This is a genomic window from Chitinophaga niabensis, assembly GCF_039545795.1.
GTDB lineage: Bacteria > Bacteroidota > Bacteroidia > Chitinophagales > Chitinophagaceae > Chitinophaga > Chitinophaga niabensis_B.
Genome location: NZ_CP154260.1, coordinates 3751006 through 3773128 on the forward strand (window position 1 = coordinate 3751006; position 22123 = coordinate 3773128).

The 22123-nt window shown below is 46.3% G+C and carries 17 protein-coding genes; 8 read left to right on the top strand and 9 right to left on the bottom strand.

The annotated features are described in order from the left end of the window. Window positions 1-6: 6 nt before the first annotated feature. The 4 genes from AAHN97_RS14640 to AAHN97_RS14655 all read right to left on the bottom strand — a co-directional run bounded on the left by AAHN97_RS14640 (window position 7) and on the right by AAHN97_RS14655 (window position 5989). Window positions 7-1326, bottom strand: coding sequence for a PQQ-dependent sugar dehydrogenase (locus AAHN97_RS14640; RefSeq protein WP_343302781.1), 1320 nt, complete (start codon window positions 1324-1326; stop codon window positions 7-9). 46 nt (window positions 1327-1372) lie between these two features. Next, entirely contained in the window at window positions 1373-2581 is a 1209-nt protein-coding gene (locus AAHN97_RS14645) for a sugar MFS transporter (protein WP_343302782.1), read from the bottom strand. Between the two features lie 127 nt (window positions 2582-2708). Continuing rightward, window positions 2709-3407, bottom strand: coding sequence for a basic secretory protein-like protein (locus AAHN97_RS14650; protein WP_343302783.1), 699 nt, complete (start codon window positions 3405-3407; stop codon window positions 2709-2711). Window positions 3408-3487: 80 nt separating this feature from the next. After that, complete coding sequence (locus AAHN97_RS14655) at window positions 3488-5989, bottom strand: M14 metallopeptidase family protein (RefSeq protein WP_343302784.1); 2502 nt, start codon at window positions 5987-5989, stop codon at window positions 3488-3490. 87 nt (window positions 5990-6076) lie between these two features. Here AAHN97_RS14655 and ggt point away from each other — a divergent pair, with 87 nt between their 5' ends. From ggt to AAHN97_RS14680, 5 genes are read left to right on the top strand one after another with little or no spacing between them, the layout of a single operon-like run. Next, a complete protein-coding gene (gene ggt, locus AAHN97_RS14660; protein ID WP_343302785.1) occupies window positions 6077-7771 on the top strand; it encodes a gamma-glutamyltransferase in 1695 nt (564 codons plus the stop codon). Between the two features lie 28 nt (window positions 7772-7799). Beyond that, window positions 7800-8336 carry a DUF1572 family protein gene (locus AAHN97_RS14665; protein WP_343302786.1) on the top strand — a complete coding sequence of 179 codons (537 nt, stop codon included), beginning with the start codon at window positions 7800-7802 and terminating at the stop codon, window positions 8334-8336. Continuing rightward, entirely contained in the window at window positions 8333-8743 is a 411-nt protein-coding gene (locus AAHN97_RS14670) for a hypothetical protein (RefSeq protein ID WP_343302787.1), read from the top strand. Before AAHN97_RS14665 ends, AAHN97_RS14670 begins: the two co-directional genes overlap by 4 nt. Before the next feature lies 1 nt (window position 8744). After that, on the top strand, window positions 8745-9809 hold the full coding sequence (locus tag AAHN97_RS14675; RefSeq protein WP_343302788.1) for an aminotransferase class I/II-fold pyridoxal phosphate-dependent enzyme: 1065 nt from the start codon (window positions 8745-8747) through the stop codon (window positions 9807-9809). Between the two features lie 9 nt (window positions 9810-9818). Further along, window positions 9819-10676: a TraB/GumN family protein gene (locus tag AAHN97_RS14680; protein WP_343302789.1), complete on the top strand. Its 858-nt coding sequence runs from the start codon at window positions 9819-9821 to the stop codon at window positions 10674-10676. 2 nt (window positions 10677-10678) lie between these two features. On the opposite strand, the gene AAHN97_RS14685 is transcribed toward AAHN97_RS14680, so the two are convergent. Next, on the bottom strand, window positions 10679-11005 hold the full coding sequence (locus tag AAHN97_RS14685; protein WP_343302790.1) for a YegP family protein: 327 nt from the start codon (window positions 11003-11005) through the stop codon (window positions 10679-10681). 139 nt (window positions 11006-11144) lie between these two features. On the opposite strand from AAHN97_RS14685, the gene AAHN97_RS14690 reads away from it, so the two are divergent. From AAHN97_RS14690 to AAHN97_RS14700, 3 genes are all read left to right on the top strand, one after another. After that, complete coding sequence (locus tag AAHN97_RS14690; RefSeq protein WP_343302791.1) at window positions 11145-13298, top strand: outer membrane beta-barrel family protein; 2154 nt, start codon at window positions 11145-11147, stop codon at window positions 13296-13298. A gap of 80 nt (window positions 13299-13378) precedes the next feature. Then, window positions 13379-14467 carry a sensor histidine kinase gene (locus AAHN97_RS14695; protein ID WP_343302792.1) on the top strand — a complete coding sequence of 363 codons (1089 nt, stop codon included), beginning with the start codon at window positions 13379-13381 and terminating at the stop codon, window positions 14465-14467. Between the two features lie 3 nt (window positions 14468-14470). After that, the gene (locus tag AAHN97_RS14700; protein WP_343302793.1) at window positions 14471-15196 is read left to right on the top strand and encodes a LytR/AlgR family response regulator transcription factor; all 726 of its coding nucleotides are present in this window, start codon (window positions 14471-14473) and stop codon (window positions 15194-15196) included. Window positions 15197-15238: 42 nt separating this feature from the next. Here AAHN97_RS14700 and AAHN97_RS14705 read toward each other — a convergent pair whose 3' ends face one another. From AAHN97_RS14705 to AAHN97_RS14720, 4 genes are read right to left on the bottom strand one after another with little or no spacing between them, the layout of a single operon-like run. Further along, window positions 15239-16177, bottom strand: a complete 939-nt coding sequence (locus AAHN97_RS14705) for a DUF5007 domain-containing protein (protein WP_343302794.1) — start codon at window positions 16175-16177, stop codon at window positions 15239-15241. 18 nt (window positions 16178-16195) lie between these two features. Beyond that, on the bottom strand, window positions 16196-16864 hold the full coding sequence (locus tag AAHN97_RS14710) for a hypothetical protein (RefSeq protein ID WP_343302795.1): 669 nt from the start codon (window positions 16862-16864) through the stop codon (window positions 16196-16198). Between the two features lie 17 nt (window positions 16865-16881). Beyond that, the gene (locus AAHN97_RS14715; protein ID WP_343302796.1) at window positions 16882-18474 is read right to left on the bottom strand and encodes a RagB/SusD family nutrient uptake outer membrane protein; all 1593 of its coding nucleotides are present in this window, start codon (window positions 18472-18474) and stop codon (window positions 16882-16884) included. A gap of 18 nt (window positions 18475-18492) precedes the next feature. Further along, window positions 18493-21741, bottom strand: a complete 3249-nt coding sequence (locus AAHN97_RS14720) for a SusC/RagA family TonB-linked outer membrane protein (protein WP_343302797.1) — start codon at window positions 21739-21741, stop codon at window positions 18493-18495. Between the last annotated feature and the right edge of the window lie 382 nt (window positions 21742-22123).

Genomic DNA, 22123 nt, shown 5'->3' on the forward strand with positions numbered 1-22123 from the left:
GTATGACTATTTATTTGGTACTACGCGCCAGATAGTATTGGAAGCGTCATCCGCTACCAGGACGGCGCCATCTCCTGCAATGGCAACTCCTACCGGCCTTCCGTATACTTCATTCTTCTCAAGATCGGCAATAAACCCCGTTAAGAAATCAACAGCACTGCCGGCTGGTTTACCATTTTCGAAAGGTACATAAATCACCTTATATCCGGATAGCACAGAACGGTTCCAGGAACCATGCTGCCCTATAAAAGCTCCTTTATTGAAACCGGAAGGGAAAGTGCCGCCGCTATAGAAAGCGAGTCCTAATGAGGCTGTATGTGCCCCTAAGGGATAATCAGGCGCTATAGACTTCTGCACCATTTCAGGATTTTGCCCTTTCAGCCTTGGATCCTCATGTTGCCCCATGTAAGCATATGGCCATCCATAGAATGCGCCTTCCTTCACACTGGTAAGATAATCCGGCACCAGTTCATCCCCCAGTTCATCTCTTTCATTTACCACAGTCCATAAAGTGGAGGAGCCTTGCGGGAAAGCCATTCCTACAGGATTACGGAGACCACTGGCATACACTCGCTGGCTGCTGCCATCCGTGCTGATCTCCAGTATGCAGGCGCGGCGGGCTTCGTTTTCCATGCCATGTTCAGCCACATTACTACCGGACCCTACTGATACAAAGATCTTTGATCCATCCGGCGAAGCAATGAGATTGCGCGTCCAGTGGTTGTTGTAACCACCTGCCGGGAGGTCCAGTATCTTTTTTCCTTTATCGCTGATCTTCGTTTGCCCTTCTTCGTAGGGAAACTGCATCACACCATCTGTATTGCCCACGTAAAAATGTCCTCCCGTAACAAGCATACCAAATGGCTGATTCAGCTTCTCCAGGAAAACATACCGGGCATCGTACCGCCCGTCTTTATCTGTATCACGGAACAAGGTGATCCTGTCCGCACTCTTTTCTGTATTGCCGGATTTTGCTTTCCCCACTACTACCTCTCCTACCTTCTGCACAAATTTCTTTTTGGCATTGGCTTCAGACACAAAGATATCTCCGTTTGGTGCAACATAGATCCAGCGGGGATTCTCCAGGCTATCGGCAAACTTGCTGACAATAAATCCTGCAGGCGCTTGTGGTGTTTTACCGTCTTTCCAGCCAATTACTTTGCTGAAGTTCCTGACAGAACTGGCAGTATCCGGTGCAGGAAGAGAATCTGCAGACGGCGTATTTGCCTGCGCATCTGTGGAATCATTGCTCGAAGGCATCCGTTGTGCTCCGTTGCATGCAGCTAATGTTATGCAGACACTGGCAATCAGGAAAGTGTTTTTCATAAAGACAGGTATTTATGATATCGGTATCAATTACTCTGCCAATACACTAAGCCCTTACTTTATACAGTTTATAGCCGAAGAGGAAAATAACCAGGTAACAGATGATCGGTAAATAATAAGATTGTGCTACGTTATGGTTAGCAACCATGCCCATCAGCAATGGGAAGAACGCTCCGCCTACCACCCCCATGGTGATAAATGAAGCTGCTCTCTGCGTATGGCCGCCCAGGCTCTTCAAACCAAGACTAAAGATGGTGGGGAACATAATACTAAAAAAGAAATTGATCATCAGCAGCGCAATGTAAGAGGTCCAGCCCCATCCCTGCGCCACAATGATGCACATCAGTATGCTGCCTGTGGCAAAACCAGCCAGTAATTTATTCGGTGCAATGAACTTCATCAGGTAGGTACCCACAAAACGGCCCAATACCATCATGGCCATAAACAGTGCCATTAAGTTACCCGCCTTTTCATCAGAAAAGCCCATCACTTCATGACCATAATTGATAAAGAAAGCCCATGTACCGCCCTGTGCAGCTACATTAAAGAACTGCGCTACTACCGCCCATACAAAGTGACGGTGTGCGAACAGCGGTTTACCCGGGATGCCGCCTTCCAGTACATCTCCTTCGTGCGGATCAGCCAGTACCGGCACTTTTACAAATGAAAAAGAAATGGCTACTGCTGCAATAACAAGACCAATGCCCACATATAAACTCCTCACTGCTGAAAGATCATGTTGCTCGCCGGTAGCACGCAGCAGGAAATAACTGCCCAGCAAAGGCCCTATCACTGTACCTAATGCATTGAACGATTGGGAGAAGTTGATACGCCTGTCGCTCGTGCGCTGATCACCTAAGGCTGCAATGAACGGATGCGCCACTGTTTCCAGTGTGGCCATTCCGCAGCCCATGATGAATAATGCAAACCGGAAGTAACCGAAAGAGTTTTCCGTAGCCGCCGGCACAAAGAGGAAAGTACCGGTTGCAAATAAAGACAGGCCCAGTAATACACCGGCTTTATAACCAAATCTTTTCATGAACATACCCGCAGGAATACTCATTACAGCATATGCCCCGAATACGGAAAGCTGGATAAGGCCGGATTGTGATTTGGTAACGCTTAGTACGGTTTGAAAGTGTTTGTTCAATACATCACTCATGGAATGAGCAAGCCCCCATAACAGGAAGAGTGAAGTAACAAAGGCGAAAATAACGAGGTAGCTTTTTTCTGTAAAACGTGGTTGTGAGTTCATTATAGCGGTTTTCGGGGCAGAATATACAGCATAATTCCAGATGCTGCAAGCAAAAAAAAGTGTTACTACCCTGCGGCAGTAACACTTTTTTCAGCATAATCAGCGGAAAGCTTTGCTGGATGATCTGCTAAAGAGCAGGATTTTTAGCATAATCAGCCCATAACTCATCTAAAGTTTTTTTTGTAAGCTCTGTCCAGGTGTTTTGCGTGTATGTTTTGGTACGTAACGCCGTATTCAGTTCCACTACAATACCCTGGTGTACATGTGCTTCCAGCCATGCCAGGAACCTTGCCGTAACACGGTAGGCATCTGTATATTTCTGTGTTTCCTTAAATGCCGGTAATGCCCAGCCTATGTTCTCCACACCAAACTTAAAACGTACATAATCCGCGATGCCTTCTGTAAGCCATCCCGGCGATCTGCCGGTGTAAGCCTGTACCAGGTGCATGGTTTCATGCGTAACCACATCAATATCATCCGGATGTTTTACAAACCAGGCCGGGTTGAAAGTGATCTGGCCTCTTGAAGCATAGGCAACCCCGTCATAAGCAGAGTCCACATTAAACACTACGTGTTTGGTGGCATCAGGATTAAATGTGCTCAATAACACCGGGTAAACAGAAAAGAAGGTGTTCACTAACCGCTGGCGCAATACCAGGGTATCAAAAGTAGCAGACTTGTTGTTCAGGGTAAGTGTCAGACCATTTTTAGTATAGATAATAGCACCTTCAGGTGTTACCGTTTTTGTAAGAATGGTTGAATCACTTTTTGCAGAAGCAGATACGGCAAGTATCAATGCAGTAACTAAAGCTAAAGGGAATTTCATGTTTTAAAGGGATTTGATAATTATTACTGTAAATCTATCAAAAAAACATTCAAAACCCAGAACTAAATCGGTTTTGCAACCTATTGCCCCACCATAAACACCGCATTCCCGAACAATAGCTTACCATTCTCCCAGAAACTCCTGAACAGGGGGTTATCTGTAAGCAGCACCAGCTCTCCTGCACCCATTTCCTTCACACCAAACAGCAACCCATCCTTCAGTTTCAGTTTTGTTTGTGCGCCCACAAAGCCGGTGATGTAATCGTCCTTCTTCAATACCCCCACATTCCATCCATCTGACTCAATGAATTCCACCAGTTTATCACTTTGTTTGAGGGTATAATAGTACTCGGGGTAACCAAAGGCCAAAGGATGGGTGTTATCCATATGCACTTTATAAATAGCACCGGGAATGAATTGGGTAACACTCTCCCGCTCGCGGTTACCATATGATTTTAAAGGAACATAAGGGTCCTTTTTATTACTGTCTTTCTTATCCTTGTCTTCTTCCTCCTTTTTCAGTTTAATGCCCCATTCCCCCTGTGCCAGCTGAGACACGGCATCTTCTACTGCAATGAGTTTACCACCGCCGGATACCCAGTCTTTCAGCCGCTCGGTCATTACTTTATCATTAAGTGCCGCATAGTGCCCATCCGGCAGGATCAGTACATCCAGCTCCTTCCAGTTCACGCCATACAAACTGGATGTGTTCAGCACTGTAACAGGATAACCGATCTGCTGCTCAAAGAAATGCCAGATCTCCCCCATGCCCAGCGAGGACACGCCATCCCCTGCCATTACTGCCACTTTGGGTTTACGGATAAAACGGATCTTATCAGAGCCGAAATCCGCCCCCTTATCCACAAAACCTGAAGGCACTTTGATCAGCGATATTTCCATTTTGGCTGCCAGTGCAGGAATAATATCCAGCCCCGCATTACCGGCTTTTGTGATCACCAGTGTACCGGCAGGATATGTTTTATTGGCAATTGTGAACGGCTTTTCTGAATAACGCACTTTTATATTCCTGTTCAGCAATGCTACCAGGAACTTCAGATCTTTCGTACTGTTCCAGGGCGCCAGGTAAGCATAGGCATTATCAATACCTGCATCTGCCACCGCTGCTTTTTCCGGTGCCGGAGAAGTGGCCGGCTCTATCTTTTGCTTCAGTGCATAAGCCGGTAAACCATACGCATATGGCAGCGCCCATGCGGTGATATCATAGGTAACAGAATCCGTTAAGCGGGATACCGGTTCAAACAATACCCGCACCATGTTGGAGCGTGGTTGAAAAGCACTGATCACCAGGTCGCCCTTTTCAATATTGAAATTCTCTGTTTTGCCGGTAAAGTAATTGAATCCATTACCACTGCTATTCCCGGTAGCAAAACCTACTGCTAATTCATTTTTACGAAGGGTTTCTGCCAGGGACAATAATTTCTCCTGGTTGCCGGCAGCTTTTATCACATAGGTTTTATAGTCTCCGGAGGGTTTACTGCGTGCCGCTGCAAAGTATCCTGCAAATTCATTCACCAGTTTGGCAGCATTGGCGGCAGACACCTCCACGGTGGCCATACCGGTGGTGTAATGATGTTCTATCCGGTCCAGCAGTGTAAGGGTATCTCCCTGCCGCGTGGCAATGGCCAGTCCTGCCCTGCCGCTGCCCCCCTGCTCATAGGTCATTCCGATGGAGCCGTTGTAGGTAGGATAGGTGTCACCATAACTGGGATAGAACAGGTCAAATTGTTCCTTTGTGAAGTAGAGCCAGCCTTTGGCGTCAAAGTAAGTAGCGTTGTGTTTGCCGATCTGCACCTGGAACTCGCGCTGCCAGGCAGTAACAGCATCATGTAATGGCTCTGCCGCGGGAGCAAAATAGTAAGGCGCATCTACACCCTGCTCATGAAAATCCACGTGTACCTGCGGCATCCAGCGGTTGTACTGTAACACACGCTGGCGGGATTCTGTTTGTGTCTGCCATGCCCAGTCGCGGTTCAGGTCAAAGTAATAGTGATTGCTCCGTCCGCCGGGCCAGGGTTCATAATGTTCCCTTGCATAGGGTGTAGCATCAGGTACTTTGCTGTGAATGGCATTATAAAAGTTCACATAACGCTCCCGGCCATCAGGGTTGAGGCAGGGATCTATGATAACGATCGCGTTCTTTAAAAGGTCTGTACGTTCACTGATCAGCGCATATAATGTTTTCATGGCCGCTTCTGTAGATACTGCTTCATTGCCATGCACGTTATAACTCAGCCAAACGATCACAGGCTGGTTAGCGGGGTTTGCACCTGCCACCAGTCCCAGGTTCTGCTGACGGATCTCTTCCAGCCGGGCCAGGTTTTCGGGGGAAGCCACAATAGCCATGATCAGCGGCCGTCCTTCATAGGTCTGCCCATAAGTTTCCAGTTTCACGGTATTCACGTTCCGCGCCACTTCTTTGAAATACTCCATTACTTTGAAATGGGGCGTAAAATGGGAGCCCAGGGTATACTGCAGGAAGGTGGCGGGAGAAGGCGCGGTTTGCGCAGATGCCTGGCAGAGTGTCGTAAATAGTATGCAAAAAGTCGTAATAATGCGCCTCATAGCTTTGGGTTGTATATAGCTAAGATAAGGTTTAGCCGCTATTTCTTTTGGTAATAAGTACTAATTTCGGTGTAAACAAACCTGTTAATGAAGCGGTATTTCATCTTATGTTCCTTTATTATGGCTCCCCTGCTCCTTGCTGCACAGCAGGTTAAGCTGAACCCTTATGATTATTCCATTGATAAATACCTGGAAATAAACAGCGCCGCCGTAGTGTCTGCACACCCGCTGGCAAGTAAAGCAGGCGTTCTGATCATGCAGCAGGGCGGCAATGCGGTAGATGCAGCCATCGCCACACAACTGGCCCTTGCCGTGGTTTTTCCGGAAGCCGGGAACCTTGGCGGAGGCGGTTTTACTGTAGCCCGTTTAAAGAACGGCAGCAATATTTCCATTGATTACCGGGAAACAGCTCCCGGCACTGCACACCGGGATATGTACCTGGATGCTAACGGTGAAGCACAAACCCGTAAAAGTCTCGATGGCCACCTGGCTGCCGGCGTTCCGGGCACCGTAGCCGGACTCTTTGCTGCACATGCGCACGCACGCCTGCCTTTTGCAAAACTGCTGGCTCCCGCCATCCTGCTCGCAGAAAAGGGTTATGTGATCACCGCCGCAGAGGCTGCAGGCCTCAACAGGAAAAGGGAGGATTTTCTCCGCCTGAATACACTGCCTACTGCCTTCGTGAAAAATGAACCCTGGAAAAAGGGAGATACACTTGTGCAGAAAGAACTGGCCAATACCTTAAAACTGATCGCCGCCAAAGGCATGAAAGGTTTTTATGAAGGCCCCACCGCGGAGAAAATAGTAGCTGAAATGAAACGCGGAGGTGGCATCATCAGTGCAAATGATCTGAAGAACTATCGCGCAAAAGTGCGTCAGCCCATATTGTTCGATTTTGCAGGATATAAGATCCTTACCATGCCTTTACCCAGCAGCGGCGGTATTGGCATACAGCAGATGCTGGGCATGGTGGAAAAATATCCTTTGCAGGAATGGGGCTTTCACAGTGCAAAGAGCGTACAGGTGATGATAGAAGCAGAAAGAAGAGCATACGCAGACCGCGCCTTATACCTGGGAGATCAGGATTTTGTGAAAGTGCCCGTAAAAAAGCTCACAGATAAAAAGTATATCGAAGAACGGATGCAATCCTTCACGCCGGGCATTGCCTCTGAAAGTAAAAATATCTCCGCAGGGAATATAGCACCGGAAAGTACTGAAACCACACACCTCTGTGTAATAGATAAAGAAGGTAATGCCGTTTCCGTTACCACCACTTTGAATGGCAGCTATGGTTGCCGTGTAGTGGCAGCCGGTTTCATCCTCAATAATGAAATGGACGACTTCTCTGTAAAACCCGGCACACCTAATTTATACGGACTGATAGGCGCAGAAGCCAATGCTATTGCACCGGGTAAAAAAATGCTCAGCTGCATGACGCCTACCATTGTACTGAAAAATAATAAACCTGTATTGATCACCGGCACACCCGGTGGCTCTACGATCATCACCTCCGTATTCCAGACGCTGTTAAATGATCTTATTTTTAAACTGGATGCGCGCAATTCCGTGAATGCGCCGAAATTCCATCACCAGTGGTTGCCGGATCAGGTAACGGTGGAAAGGGATTTCCCGGACAGCACCACACAGGCACTGGAGAAAATGGGATATAAGATCGTGAAAAGCGGCTCTATTGGCAGAACAGAATTGATCAAAATCCATGCTAATGGCAAAATAGAAGCAGTAGGTGATAAAAGAGGAGACGACAGTGCCGCAGGCTTTTGATTATTCCACGAATTCGTAACTTGTATATATGGATACCGAAAATATTTACCTGGAGAGTGTGAAGCAACGTTTACTCGGCTATAAAACACTGGCAGAGAAAACCTTTGCACAGCTGACAGACGAACAAATTCACTGGCAGCCGGCCGGAGAACCCAACAGCATTTACATCATCGTAAAACACATGAGCGGCAATATGCTGAGCCGCTTTACAGACTTTCTTACTTCAGACGGAGAGAAACCCTGGCGGCAAAGAGACGCAGAGTTCGAAGATGACGCACCCAACGGCACCAAAGCTGAGATGCTCGTTATCTGGGAAAAGGGCTGGAACTGTATGATGCAGGCCATTAACAGCTTAACCGCGGCGGACCTTGCAAAAACCATTTACATCAGAACAGAACCTCTTATTGTGATAGATGCCATCAACCGCCAATTAGCGCATCACCCCTACCATGTGGGCCAGATCGTTTATATCGGTAAAGTATTAAAAGGAGAAGGATGGCAAAGCCTTTCTATTCCCAAAGGACACTCTCAGCAATTTAACCAGGAAAAAGCCGCAGGCAAATGAAATATCTGTTATCAGGCATCGCCATTGCATTAATGGCTTGCGGTTCCGGCAAAACCAATACCCTGCTCAAAAACAAAAAATGGAAAGTATACGATGTGACCATTCCGGCAAAGGATGGCTACAACGCCGTACAGGTAACGCAGGCAAAAGACCTGAAGAATGGATATTACAGCGATGCTTATTACCAGTTCCTGGACGATGGGCTTTTCATTGCCACCATTGCAGGCCAGCCTGATTCCGGCAGGTACAAGCTCTTAAGCAATGGCAGTATTATTTCCATCACGGCAGCCAATGGAGACCGTAAAGCGGAGCACCTGGTGGAAGTAGTGAAACTGAGCGATGAGTTGTTTGACATGAAAGTGGCGTCCGGCGATTATCATTTCATCCTTCGTACGAGAAAACAATAGCATGATCAAAATCACAGAAAACACGCCCGGCAGAACAGCCCTGGTTGATGGCAGAACCTGCCTTTACTTCTCCGGCTTCTCTTACCTGGGCATGCATTCTTCCCATGCCTTCCGCGATCTTTTAGCAGTAGGGATAGGGCGCTTTGGTAGTGTATATCCCTCTTCCCGCATCTCTAACCTGCAGCTAAAACTCTATGAAGAAACAGAGCATGCCCTGGCTGTTTTACTCCATCAGCAGTCTGCTGTTTGTTTCTCTTCCGGATACCTGGCGGCACAGGCTGCCGTTACCCATGCAGCCACAAAAGGCGAAGTACTTTTTGCCCCGGGCACACATCCTGCTTTGCAGTACCCCGGTGCGCTGGTACCTGTTGGCCAGTGGAACGACTGGATCACCACCGTAGTAGAAATGGTGAATAAAGGAGCAGATGATCAGTATGTGATCGTTTCAGATGGTGTGAATCCTTTAACGGCTACCATCAATGATTTTGAGGCCCTACGGCAGATAGAGAAGAAAGTGACGGTGCTGATAGATGATTCGCATGGCGTGGGCATCCTGGGAGAAAAAGGAGAAGGCATCATCAGTATTTTACCGGATAACCCGGCTTTGCATTATTTGATCACTGCCTCTATGGCTAAGGCATTCAGCCTGGAAGGCGGTTTTGTGGCAGGGCATGCGGCAGATATTGCAGCTATTCGCAGGCTACCGCTTTTTACTGCCAGCACACCCATCATCCCTGCTTACGCCTATACATTCCTGCATGCAGCAGGCGCCTATGCTACAGCACGTAAAAGATTAAAAGACCTGATCATCGAATTCAAGCGATTGAATACGGGTATTACCGGCATACATCATCCGCACCAATTACCTATGTTTGTGCTGGAAGACAAAAAAGAAAAAGAGAACGTTTATACCTATCTGCTTTCCCGGGATACTTTCATTTCTTCTTTTGCCTACCCGGACCCGTTGGGGCAGCGGATACACCGTGTGATCCTTTCTGCTCTGCATACCCATACCGACTTAAACATCCTGTCCACCCAGCTGGCGCAGTTTTATCCATCTGTATAATTCATTATTATGTTTAAAAGAACCATTATCACAGCCTTTTTAGCATTGTTCCTGTTACCCGCCTTTGCGCAGCATTCCCTTTTATACAAGATCTCAGGAAAAGGCCTCAAACAGCCCTCCTACCTGTATGGCACTATTCATATGATCTGCCCTGATGACTTCTTCTTCCCGGAGCATGTAAAAGAAGCTTTCGGCCAGGCCAAAACCATTTACCTTGAAATGGACATGGATGATCCTGCCATGATGGCCAGGCTTATGGAATCCATGCAGGATAAAACTGATGGTTACTCCCTGCAGAATGTGTTCAAACCTGCGGATTACCAGAAGCTGAGCCGGTATTTTAAGGACAGTGTGGGCATGGATGTATCCATGTTCAAGACCATGAAGCCCATGATATTATTATCCTCCGTGATGATGAAGTCGCTGGAATGCCCCAACCCGGCTTCGTATGAAGGTACCTTTATAAAAATGGCCCAGGAGCAGAAGAAACCCATAGAAGGACTGGAAAATATTGAAGACCAGGTAGCCATCTTCGATGCTATTCCGGACAGTACGGAAAGTGTGATGATCATGGATTACATCGATAACCTGCCCAAACAGCGGGCACTCTTCAAACGCCTCGTAGGAGCTTACAAACGCCAGAACATTACGGAGATCCATGGCTACCTGAAAGACTCACCTGAACTGGCAGGGTTTGAAGATGTAATGGTATATAACCGCAACCGCAACTGGATACCCGTAATTGAGAAAGCTGCCGCAAAAGAAACCACGCTCGTTGCCTGCGGCGCTATGCACCTGGGTGGAGATCAGGGGGTAGTGGCATTACTGCGCAAACAGGGTTATACCGTGGAACCGGTGCTGAAATAAATTCATTCCTCCGCTACTGCCGCATCATGCGCTTCCGCCTCGATGCTTTTAATAGCCGCATTCCGCTCCGCCGGCGTGGGGAATAACACGCTTTTTGCTATTTGTTTCCCGTTGGCACCCTTAACAGTGAAGTAATAATGCTCCGTAGCCGCTTTCATTCTTTCAAACTTATTATCATCGCGCGCTACTGCTTTTAAAGCCTCTATGCCCGAATTACAGGCCGCTTTTGTATGAAAAGCATCACTGGTGATGAGCACTGTGCCATCATCTGTTTTCAGGTCAAAAAAGAACTGATGGTGCTTGCCTGTTTTGATAACGAATTTACACATGGAATTGCTTTGAGATTTTTCTGAATATAACCCTTTTAAAGGAGAATTCCCCTTTTGATCCCGATAAAGGGGTGATTGGTGTAACGAATTTCCCCTGCCCTCCATCCCGTAATATGTTTGCACTATCAAATTAAGCTATATGAAAGCAAACATTACTACTCTCCTTTCCGCCACCATACTTACTCTTTCCGGCTTAGCCCAGGCACAGGAAAAGAAAGATACTGTTAAACAACTCAAAGAGGTGAACATCACTTCCACTGCCCCCACCATTACCATGCAGGGCGGTACCATGGTGGTGAATGTTGCCAAAACCACTACCGCAGCCGGTTCCACCGCCTGGGAAGTATTACAGAAAGCACCGGGTGTGATAGTGGATAATACAGATAACCTGCTGCTGAACGGCAAATCAGTGACAGTATATATAGACGGGCGCCCCAGCCGCCTGACCGGGGAAGACCTGAAGAACCTGCTCAACAGCACGCCCGGCGGCAACATCGATAAACTGGAACTCATGAGCAACCCTTCCACCAAATATGATGCACAAGGCGCTGCTATTATCAATATCAAAATGATCAAAAGCAAAGACCTGGGTACCAATGGTACGGCTACCATCAGCGGAGGATTTGGCCGTTACGCCCGTACTACGGAAGGTTTTACGCTGAATAACCGCAGTAAAGCTGTAAATATCTATGGCGGTTATGATTTCCTTCACACCAATCAGTTCACCAAAACAAAGTCTGAACGCCGTTTCAAAGATGGTTACAAGCTGGAAGACAATGACTATAACAAAGAAAACCGTAACACACATAATGTAAAAGCAGGTGCAGACTTTGACCTAAATAAAACCACCTCAGCCGGCGTACTGCTGAAAGGCTCTTTCAGTAACCGCGGCAGGAACGGAGAAAACAAGACCGGCCTTCCTGATTCCACTTTCCTGCAGTATGCAGGTGGTGATCAATCCATTGTAAACCCATCCGTAAACGTTTATTTTAAAACAGGCAGCGAGAAAAAGAAGAATGAATTCACCTTCAATGCGGATTATTTCTCTTACAATAAAGACTGGAACGACCTGTTCACCGGTCAGTATTACAACGCAAGCCAGCAGATCATTGGCGATCAGACCAATATCCGCAACAATGCAGATTCCCGCATCAATGTTTACTCCGCCAGTGCAGACTATGTGCAGCCGCTTAAATTTGCCCGCCTGGAAGCCGGTATCAAAACCACTTTCACAGAAACGGATAATGATATGATCTGGGAGAATAAGTTTGGGGACAACTGGCAGAATGATGCTGGTAAAACCAATCACTTTATCTACAAAGAGAACATCAATGCTGCGTACATCGGCCTGAACAAAACCATTAAGAAATATACTTTCAATGCCGTACTGCGTGGTGAACATACGCATGCAACCGGCAACAGCCTCACCATAGATCAGCGCTTCAACCGCGATTATTTCCAGCTGTTCCCTAGCGCCAGTATCTCTTACATGAAAGATCCAAAGAACCAGTTCAGCCTCTCTTACCGCAGGAGCATCAACCGCTTTGGCTTTGAGATCGTGAACCCTTTCATCACTTATAAGAATGCTTACACCTACCAAAAGGGGAACCCTGACATCAAACCGGTGATCAATCAATCCATAGAAGCCACCTGGGCGCATAACTATTCCATCTTCACTACCCTGGCTTATTCCCGCAGCACAGATAACCTGAGCGTGGTATTCCGCCAGGACCCTCAGACGAAGATCCTCGTGATGAGTTACGACAACCAGGCTGCCTTCAATGTGGTGTATGCCAACCTCGTGATCTCTAAGCCGCTCACTAAAAAGATCCGCACCACCTGGACGGTGATGGGCCTTTACCTGAACATCAATACCAACCTGGATGGTGTACAGTATCAGAAAGAGAATATTACTACCATCCTGAACACGCAGAACGTATTCACCCTGCCTGCAGGTTTTACAGCAGAGCTGAACGGGTCTTTCCAGAGCCCCTTCGCCATGGGGTATGCTTCTCTGCGTTCAATGGGGTTTGTGGACCTGGGCTTACGTAAGAACATCATGAAAGGCAATGGCTCCCTGAAACTGGCGTTGAATGATGTATTCAACACAAAGCAATACCGTTTTGATGTGAAGTATGCCGCCATTGACAACAGCAGCCGCCAGGAGATGGACACCCGTGTAGTGAACCTCACTTTCAATTACAAATTCGGCAACAAGAACGTAAAACAGACCAAAACCCGTAAAAACACTATTGAAGCAGAAGCCGGACGAACTAATACAACTACCTTTTAGCCTATATTTCCTACAAGCTTCCCGGGTGAGCCGGGAAGCTTTTTTAGTTATTTTTGATAATAGCCATATATTAGATTGATATGAAGCAACAGATCATTCAGTTTTTCAGGCAGGAATGGAAGAAGTTACTGACCTTGTTTATCATAGCTATTGTTCAGCTGCTGCTGGGTCTCTCTTTTCTTTATACAGCAGCCCCGGACCTGGCAAATGAAACTTATAGCAAACTGGGAGGGGTTTTCCTGCATTCGATAAAAAGCATACTGGAGTTCGTTATCACGTACTACCTGCTGATCTTTCAGGCCTGCCTGCCCTTATTACAGGCAAGGAAGATAAGTAGGTTCATATTAATTGTTTTAAGCGTTTTCCTGATAAAATTCGGATACACGGCTATTGTTGAATTCGACTCTATCAATTATAGAGTATCCGGCGTCAGTAAGGATGCTTTTACAACCTTCATCAAAAACCATAAATTCCTGTTCTTCTCCCTCAGCAGTTTCTTCTTTTATATCGTTACCCTGGTGATATCTTTCGTGGCCGCCTTTATCATCGACTATAACACCAGGAACCGCCGGCAGAAAGAACTGATAAAACAAAAGATGGATGCCGAACTGGCTGCTATCAAATACCAGATCAACCCACACTTCCTGTTCAATTCACTTAGTTTCATTTATAGCAAAACAGTACCTTTGAGCGAAGAAGTTTCAAATGCAGTGCTGTTGCTCTCAGACATTATGCGGTACGCCCTTGGAAAAGAGGAAGATGTGGAAGGGAAAGTGGCTTTATCCCAGGAACTCACCCACCTTAAGAACGTTATCGAAATTAACCAGATGCGTTTCAACAACAAGCTGAACATTCAGTACAGTGAAGAGATCAGTAACCCGAATGCCCGCATTACGCCGCTGGTGCTTATCACCCTGGTGGAGAATGCCTTCAAACACGGCGATCTGCTGGACCCCGCTAACCCGCTGGTAGTAAGAACAGAAGCTAATGAAAAAACAATTACATTCCTTATCAACAATAAAAAGAAGAAAGGCACCAAAGAACTCTCCACAGGCATTGGGCTCAACAATGTGAAACAAAGGCTGCAACTGATGTATGCAGAGAAACATACTTTTAACGTGAAGGAAAATGAGGATTTCTATACCGCAGCATTAACGATCAATTTATAAGACATGATTAACTGTATTGTGATAGACGATGAACAGCACGCGATAGACCTGCTGACCCACCATATTCAACAAACCCCCTTCCTGAACCTGCTGTATTCCACTACAGACCCGGTAGAGGGACTGCAATTACTGCATCTGCATAAAATAGACCTGATCTTCCTGGACGTACAGATGCCCACCATGACGGGGATTGATTTCATTAAAGCGATCAACGGTAAAAGCAAAGTGATCCTCACTACCGCCTACAGCGAATATGCCATGGAAGGGTTTGAGAATGAAGTAGTGGATTATCTTTTAAAACCCATTTCCTTTGCCCGTTTCATTAAAGGTGCACAACGCGCGCTGGCCCTGATACAGCCAGCGGCCACCACTGCCAAAGAAGACAGTGATTTCATCTTTGTTAAAACAGAACAAAAAGGAAAGCTGATCAAGATCAATATCAGGGACATCCTTTTTATTGAAGGATTAAAGAATTACGTGAAGATCCATACCCGCCAGGGAGAAGGGATCATTGCCCTGCTGAACATGAAAGACCTGGAAGAACGGTTACCGGCAGGGGATTTTGCCAGAACACATAAATCCTTCCTGCTCGCCACCGGTTTTATTAAAATGATCGAAGGCAACACGGTACACCTGGAACATACCGCAGAAATAGTACCTGTAGGGGATTCTTATAAGGAAGCCTTCATGAGCCTCATGAAAGAAAAGATAATGACAAATAAAAAATAGGCCGCGAAATTCGCGGCCTGTTTTTTATAATGCAGGTTTTGATCATGGATAAAAGGCCTGCCAGGTAATTTCCCAATTTCCTGGTCTGAATACTTTAAAGTTTACATACGCAAACAGATCATAGTGATCATTCTTGCCAAAGGCAGCACCCGGCACCCACCATTCGAACTGGCGGTTCGCTGTGTTGAATGGATACGCTACATCATACTCGATCCTGTCTGCCAGTAATCGTTGTGCAAACGTAAAATCCTGCATCCGTTTTCCTTTTTGCTTACTGCCTTCAGGAAAAGACCTGGGATCCATTAAGTTACCGTTCGGATCTTTGAACTTAACCGTGATCTTATTACCAGGGCCTTTGTATTCGAACTTATCTATGCGGATGTTGATGGAATCAAAGTAAGGAGAACAGCCATCCCAGTCGTAGTCTGAACAAACGATCCATGCACCGTCATCACGGAATTCAAAATCAGCACCTTTCACCACTTTCACCTCCAATGCATTTTTAATTACACGGGAACCTGCACCGTTTGTTACTTTCACATCGATGAAATAAGTAGCAGAATCCATTTCATAACTTTCCTTACGGAACTTCAGGCGGCCATCAGAAGGACTTATCTCAAATACAGGACGTTTGACGATCCTTTTCTTTTTCTCCAGCTCTTCCAATGTCTTTTCCTGACCGGTAAATTCTTCCACCCACTCCACTGCGTCTACCTCCTGTTTCATTTCCGGAGCCGGTTTACCATCCCAGCGACGGATGTCTGCCAGCTCCACTTTAATAGGTAAAGTAGAACGGTCCAGTATCAGATCTCCTTTATAAGCGTCACGGCCGGTTTCCAGGGTAATGATCTTATCCTTATATCGGATATTTTCACCAAAATAACCATCCTGCATATCTACCTTACGGCAGCTGTAGATCAGGACTCCGGTCAATACTACCAGCATCCCTGCTCTTACTATGTTTTTATATGAATTAGTCATGCGTTTAATTTTAAAGACTTAGTAGGGGAAATTGAATGTATGCGAACCTGCTACAGCATGTATCACTCCGTTGGTAGCTTCCAGGTTGCTGGTAATTACAGCAGAGTTCACCCAGGGATTATACCTGTTCTGCAGTTCCGGCCATTTTGAAATGGGGTCAAACCTGCGGATAGGACTGGCAGTGTAACCATGTGGATCCCAGATGCGGATAAAAATGGGGCCGGCATTGGGTATACCGTTATAAGCATCTCTCCAGGTATCCAGGTACATCGGGTAACCATTCAGGCTGGCGATAAGCATGCCGCCTGCGGGACTCTTTTCCAGAGGAATACTGTCTCTCCATACTTTCCTCCCGGGAAATATGTATTTACTCATGGCTTTACGCAACGTATCCACATTCACCGTGTCCAGCTTTGCCCCTCCTATCCTTTTGAGGTAGTTCACCACATTGAGATCACGTGGAGCAAAAAAAGTAATATTGTTCTGTTTTACTGCCTCCGCAAGGCCCGTTTTGTCCAGGATCCATACAATGGTATCAAACTCAAACGGCCGGGATTTCAGGAAATCGTACACGTTCATATTGAGCTTACCTGTGCGAACCCCGCCATCTGTGAAATGTTCTTTCTGACAGGCTGTTGCAAACACCAGTACGATAGCAAACGAAAGAAAATATCTGATTTTTTTCATCTTGATTTTTTTAAAGATTAATAACGCTGCCAGTAACGCATCTGCGCCATATTCGGATTATCCACAAAAGCCCTGTTAGAAACAGGCCATGTCCATGCGCCATCATTGAAATCGGCAGGCAGTACATCAGGGCGAAGCGGAACCTTCACGTAATCCGGGTCTATCAGTAATCGTGTTCTCACCAGGTCGTAGAAGTAATGCCCTTCACCCAGCAACTCACGCGTACGCTCTTTAAAAATTTCCATCGGAAGCTGATCGTCTGCGCCAGTGAAAGGTTTTGTCCATGCACGGGTACGGATCGTATTCAGGTCCTGGCGGGCAGGCAAATAGTTTTTCAATGCAGCATTTGCTTCTGCTCTCAGCAGTATGATATCAGCCATGCGGAAGATCACAATATTGGCATCAAACAGGTTTCTGCTTGCATCTACCACCCACTGGTATTTGGTGAACATGGTCAGCGCCGGATTTGTGGGGCTGTTCAGGGTATCAAACTGTGCAACAAAACGGAGATCGGAAGTAGTATCCGGGAAGAATTGTTTAGGTGTAGCCAGTTGTGAAGTGCGGGTTCCTTTTGCATTGGTAGAATCCCCGATCTTTAAAAAATTCAGCGCCCAGAATGGTTCATTCCTGTTGGCAGCTTTTGGCCCAAACATGGTAAGGTTGGCCAATGAGCCATTTACGCCTATTTCTCCTGTGGCTGCATCAAAGTCTATTTCAAAAATGCCTTCATCTGTTTTTCCTTTCCAGATCTGCTGGTACTCCATCATAAACCTGGACGCTGAAGGTTCTCCACGCTGTGCACCGGTCAGCAACCTGTACACACCACCATTGATCACTTTGGTAGAAGCAGCTATTGCTTCCACATACTTCTGGCGCCAGGCATACACATGCGCCAATGTTGCCTGTACTGTACCCTGTGTAGCGCGGATAGATTTTTTACCGGCTACATTATAGTTAACAGGCAACAAGCTTTCCACAGCACTGAGTTCTGTTTCTACAAAATCCAGCACAGCGTTATAATCCGTCCTACTCAGTTTATCTGCAGTTTTGGATTTGGTTACCAACGGTACATTACCCCATACCCGTACGATGTAGAAATAAGTGAATGCACGCAGGAAACGTGCTTCTGCCACATAGCTCTGCCGGCTGCGTTCGCCAAAGAACTCATTATCCGGCACACGGCCTGCATTTTCAATAACGGTATTACATTGTTCTATAACCTGGTAAAAAGGAGCCCAGTTAAACAGGATATCATCCCATTGCCTGGTAGTTCCCCATTCTGTACGGAGTTTGTTTGTTTTCAATGCTCCATCTGTAAGGTCCCTGATCTGGTCTTTTGCGTAAGAACGGAAAAGTAATCCTCTCCTGTCCCCATACATATAAAAGCGGTTATGGTAACCATTTGCATCATTACTGTTCTTGGGGCTTTCAGCCAGCGTTTTACGCAGTATTGCATACCCGCCCGCTACTGCTGCATCCAGTTCTTTTTCTGTGGACCAGAAATTCTGGTCAGGTATCTGATCGATTGGAGAAATGTCCAATTGCTTGTTGCATGACAGTACAGTTAAACCCACCAGGCAAAGCATCACATAATATATTCCTCTTTTCATACAATAACTTTAAATGGATTAAAAAGTGACATTCAAACCGAGTGTCATTTTACGGGACAGCGGATAGTTCCTTCCCCTGTCATAACCGGAAGGGAACTCGATAGCCTCAGGATCGCGTCCTGAATATTTGGTGAGGATAAATACGTTCTCTACGTTACCATACACCATCATACGCTCAAGACCAAAACGTTTGATCAGCGGCATAGGAAGATTATAACTCAGCATCAGGTTTTTCAGCCGCATGAAAGAAGCATCTTCTACGAATGCACTTTTATAATCATAAATATTCCAGAAGGTTTGAATGGAACCTGTCCAATAATCCAGTGTGGGGAAGCGGGCGTCCACACCTCCGCGGTCTCCGGGGGCAAAACCATAGATATCATAATAACCGGTAGGAGGTATACCACCCCAGTCCTGAGAATCACCATTAAAATATTCCTGTTTGGTATAATTCGGGAACTGGCCGCCGCCACCGGTTACCTTCACGGAATTCCAGTAACGCTGCATAGCAGAGTTCACTACTTTCACACCTAATTTAAAATTGAACATCATGTCCAGGGTAATGCCTTTCCATGAAAGCGTGTTCACCCATCCACCTTCTATCTTCGGCGTTGGATCTCCCACCCATAAACGGTCGTTCACTTCGCGTGCACCATCTCCGTTCAGGTCATTGATCTTGTAATCGCCATTCAGGTCCAGGAACCTAGGAGAGCCCGCGCGGTATGGCAGGTAACCATAGTCGAAGAATAATTTCTTACCAGTGAAAGGATCTACCGGTACTTCTGCATCGCTTTGCCATACCCCATCACTTACCATAAACACATAACCATATGGAGCGCTGCCCACTTTCACCATGGTTACGTTATCCACAAAGAAAGGACGGTTGTTGTTGGGCAGCTTGGCTACTTTATTCACGTTCTTAGCCAGCATGAACCGGGTGGTCCATCCCAGGCCAAGTTTATTTTTACCCAGTACATCTACGCTGAGGGTCATTTCAAAACCCTTGTTCAGCACATCAATACCATTCTTTTTAATGATGCTGTAACCAGCACTGGTAGGCAGCTGTTCATCGTAGGTACCACCTTCCGTATAACGCTGGTACAGGTCAGCGATCAGGCTCACACGGCCTTTAAATGTGCTCAGTTCGATACCAAGGTTAGTCTGGTCTGAATATTCCCATCTCAGGTCTTTATTCTGCATCTGTGCAAAATTCTGCACGGCAACAGGCGTACCTCCATAGGTACTTACATAGAGATCAGAAGGCTCATCAAAACCTCCTGCAGCACCCGTTAAGGCATTCACGCTGGCAAAATTCTCTACGTACTGATTGGCGTTTTTACCCCAGCTCAAACGTACTTTCGCTTCATTCAGCCATGGCAGGTTATTCTTTACAAATGGTTCTTCCGCAATACGCCATGCTGCAGACAAGGTTGGGAAATATCCCCACCTGTTATTGCTTGCGAGCTTGGAGGAACCATCCGCACGTAAGGATGCGTCCACCAGGTATTTTTCACGGAAACCATAGTTCACTTTACCTAATACAGAAGAAGTGGCGTTGGCACCGTATCCTGTTTTGGTGGTCGTATTTCTCGGGCTATACCCCTGAATGATCTGAATAGGGTCCAGCGGGCCTTTCTTCGCATCTATCTGTGTAATTTCCAGGGTATTCTTATTAAATTCCTGTACCAGGAAAGCACCGAAGTTGTGGTCACCATTTTTTGTAGTATGGTTATAAGACAACTGATTCGTGAAAGTATAACTGTTGTTGATCGCATTGTATTCACCGGCATCTGCGGAACCATTGTTAGCCACCGCAGCAAAAAAATAATCACGTTTATCATTTGCATAACTGAGCGACCCCGTGGATGTGAACATCAGCTCCGGTGTAATGGCATACATCAGCTGAAGGCTGGTATTCACACTATTGGTATAGTTCTTATCACGGTTCTTTGAAAATGCATCAAGCAAACTACCTCCTGCAGGATTTTTACCGGGTATGGCATACACTGAAGAAGGAATACTCCAGATACCCTGCGCATTAATACCCTGGCCGTTCTTGCTGTTACCGCGGGAACGGTCTGTACGCCCCAGGTAAGTCTGCATCAGGATGGTTGTTTTTTTGTTAGGCAACAGGCGGCCTGTAAAGTTGGCGGTATAACGTTTAAAGCCAGTATTCAAAACAATCCCATCCTCACTATAATAACCTGCACCTATGCGATAGTTACCCATTTCATTACCCGCCTGGATGCTGGCATCATAATTCTGGATCTTTCCCGTTCTGAAATAAAGGCTCTGCCAGTCAGTAGAATTATTGAAATAAGGATTCAGGCTGTCCGTCATCTGAATAGGCATGCCGCTCATTCTTTGATCATATGGCGCAAAGCGGGTCCATATATCCGTTTTTGCATCACTCTCAGCTTTACCACCAAGGATAGGGAAAAGAGAAGGCGTAAAAGTAACCCCTGTATAGGCTCTCAGGTCTATTTTTGGCTTGCCGGATTTGGCTGTTTTTGTTTTGATGATGATAACGCCATTAGCACCGCGGGAACCATATACAGCAGCGGCGGCAGCATCTTTCAATACGTCTATTGATTCAATGTCACTGGGGTTTAACCAGGAGATAGGGCTATTACCGGAGCCCAGTGCATTCACAGAGAATCCTTTTGCAGAAGCCCTGTCCGGAGGAATAATGATCCCATCCACTACAAACAAAGGATCGCTGTAAATACGGTTATCAGAAAAACTGCTGGCTACGCTGGCATTTCCCCTGATAAATACCGGCGCTCCAATACCCGGGGCACCGGAGTTGTTTACCACAGCCAAACCCGCCACACGGCCCTGCAACAGGTTAACCACACTCGCAGCGGGGATATTCTGGATCTCATCAGCATCCAGCCGCGTTACTGAAGTGGTCAGCGTTTTCCGCTTTTTAGATTCATACCCTGTGATCACCACATCCTTTAACTGTTGTGCATCAGACTGCATAACAATGGTGTAGTCATTACGGGAATCCACTTTCAGCGTGGTTTTGGTGTAACCCATGTAAGTCAGTTCAAGGCTGGGATTAGTTCCTTTCAAGGTGAGGGTGAATTTTCCGTCTGAACCGGAGGCGGTGCCATTGCTCGTTCCCGTTTCGCGAATGGATACACCGGGGAGTGCCACCCCTTCCTTATCCTTCACTGTTCCGGTAACCTGGCGACCTTGGGCTGCAGCATTGAACATAGCAATGCATAGCATGACCCACAACAAGAGTAGCTTCTTGGTCATAGATTTTAATTGATAAAATGATTGTTGGTTACTAGTATTAAAATGCTTATCGTACTTTTTAATGCTTATCGTGCTTTCTTACAAACTATTTAAGGGTAAGGTAGAATCTTTAAATTTTTGTTAAAAAACCCCGGGGATAATAGTGATACTTCTATTACAATTAAAAGGTATCCTGCAAATCAAGCAGAACACTTTAATATTCTACTGATAATCAAATGAGTATATAATATTAACATTATCAAACGTTAATGCAACGGAATTGCAAGAGAGAATCATATCACCAAACGTTAAAATTCCATCACATCTTTTATTTACAGCTGACACAACGGTGACACGATTTTTTCGTAGATAAGAGGGCTTTAAAAGAAACAGGATACTCACG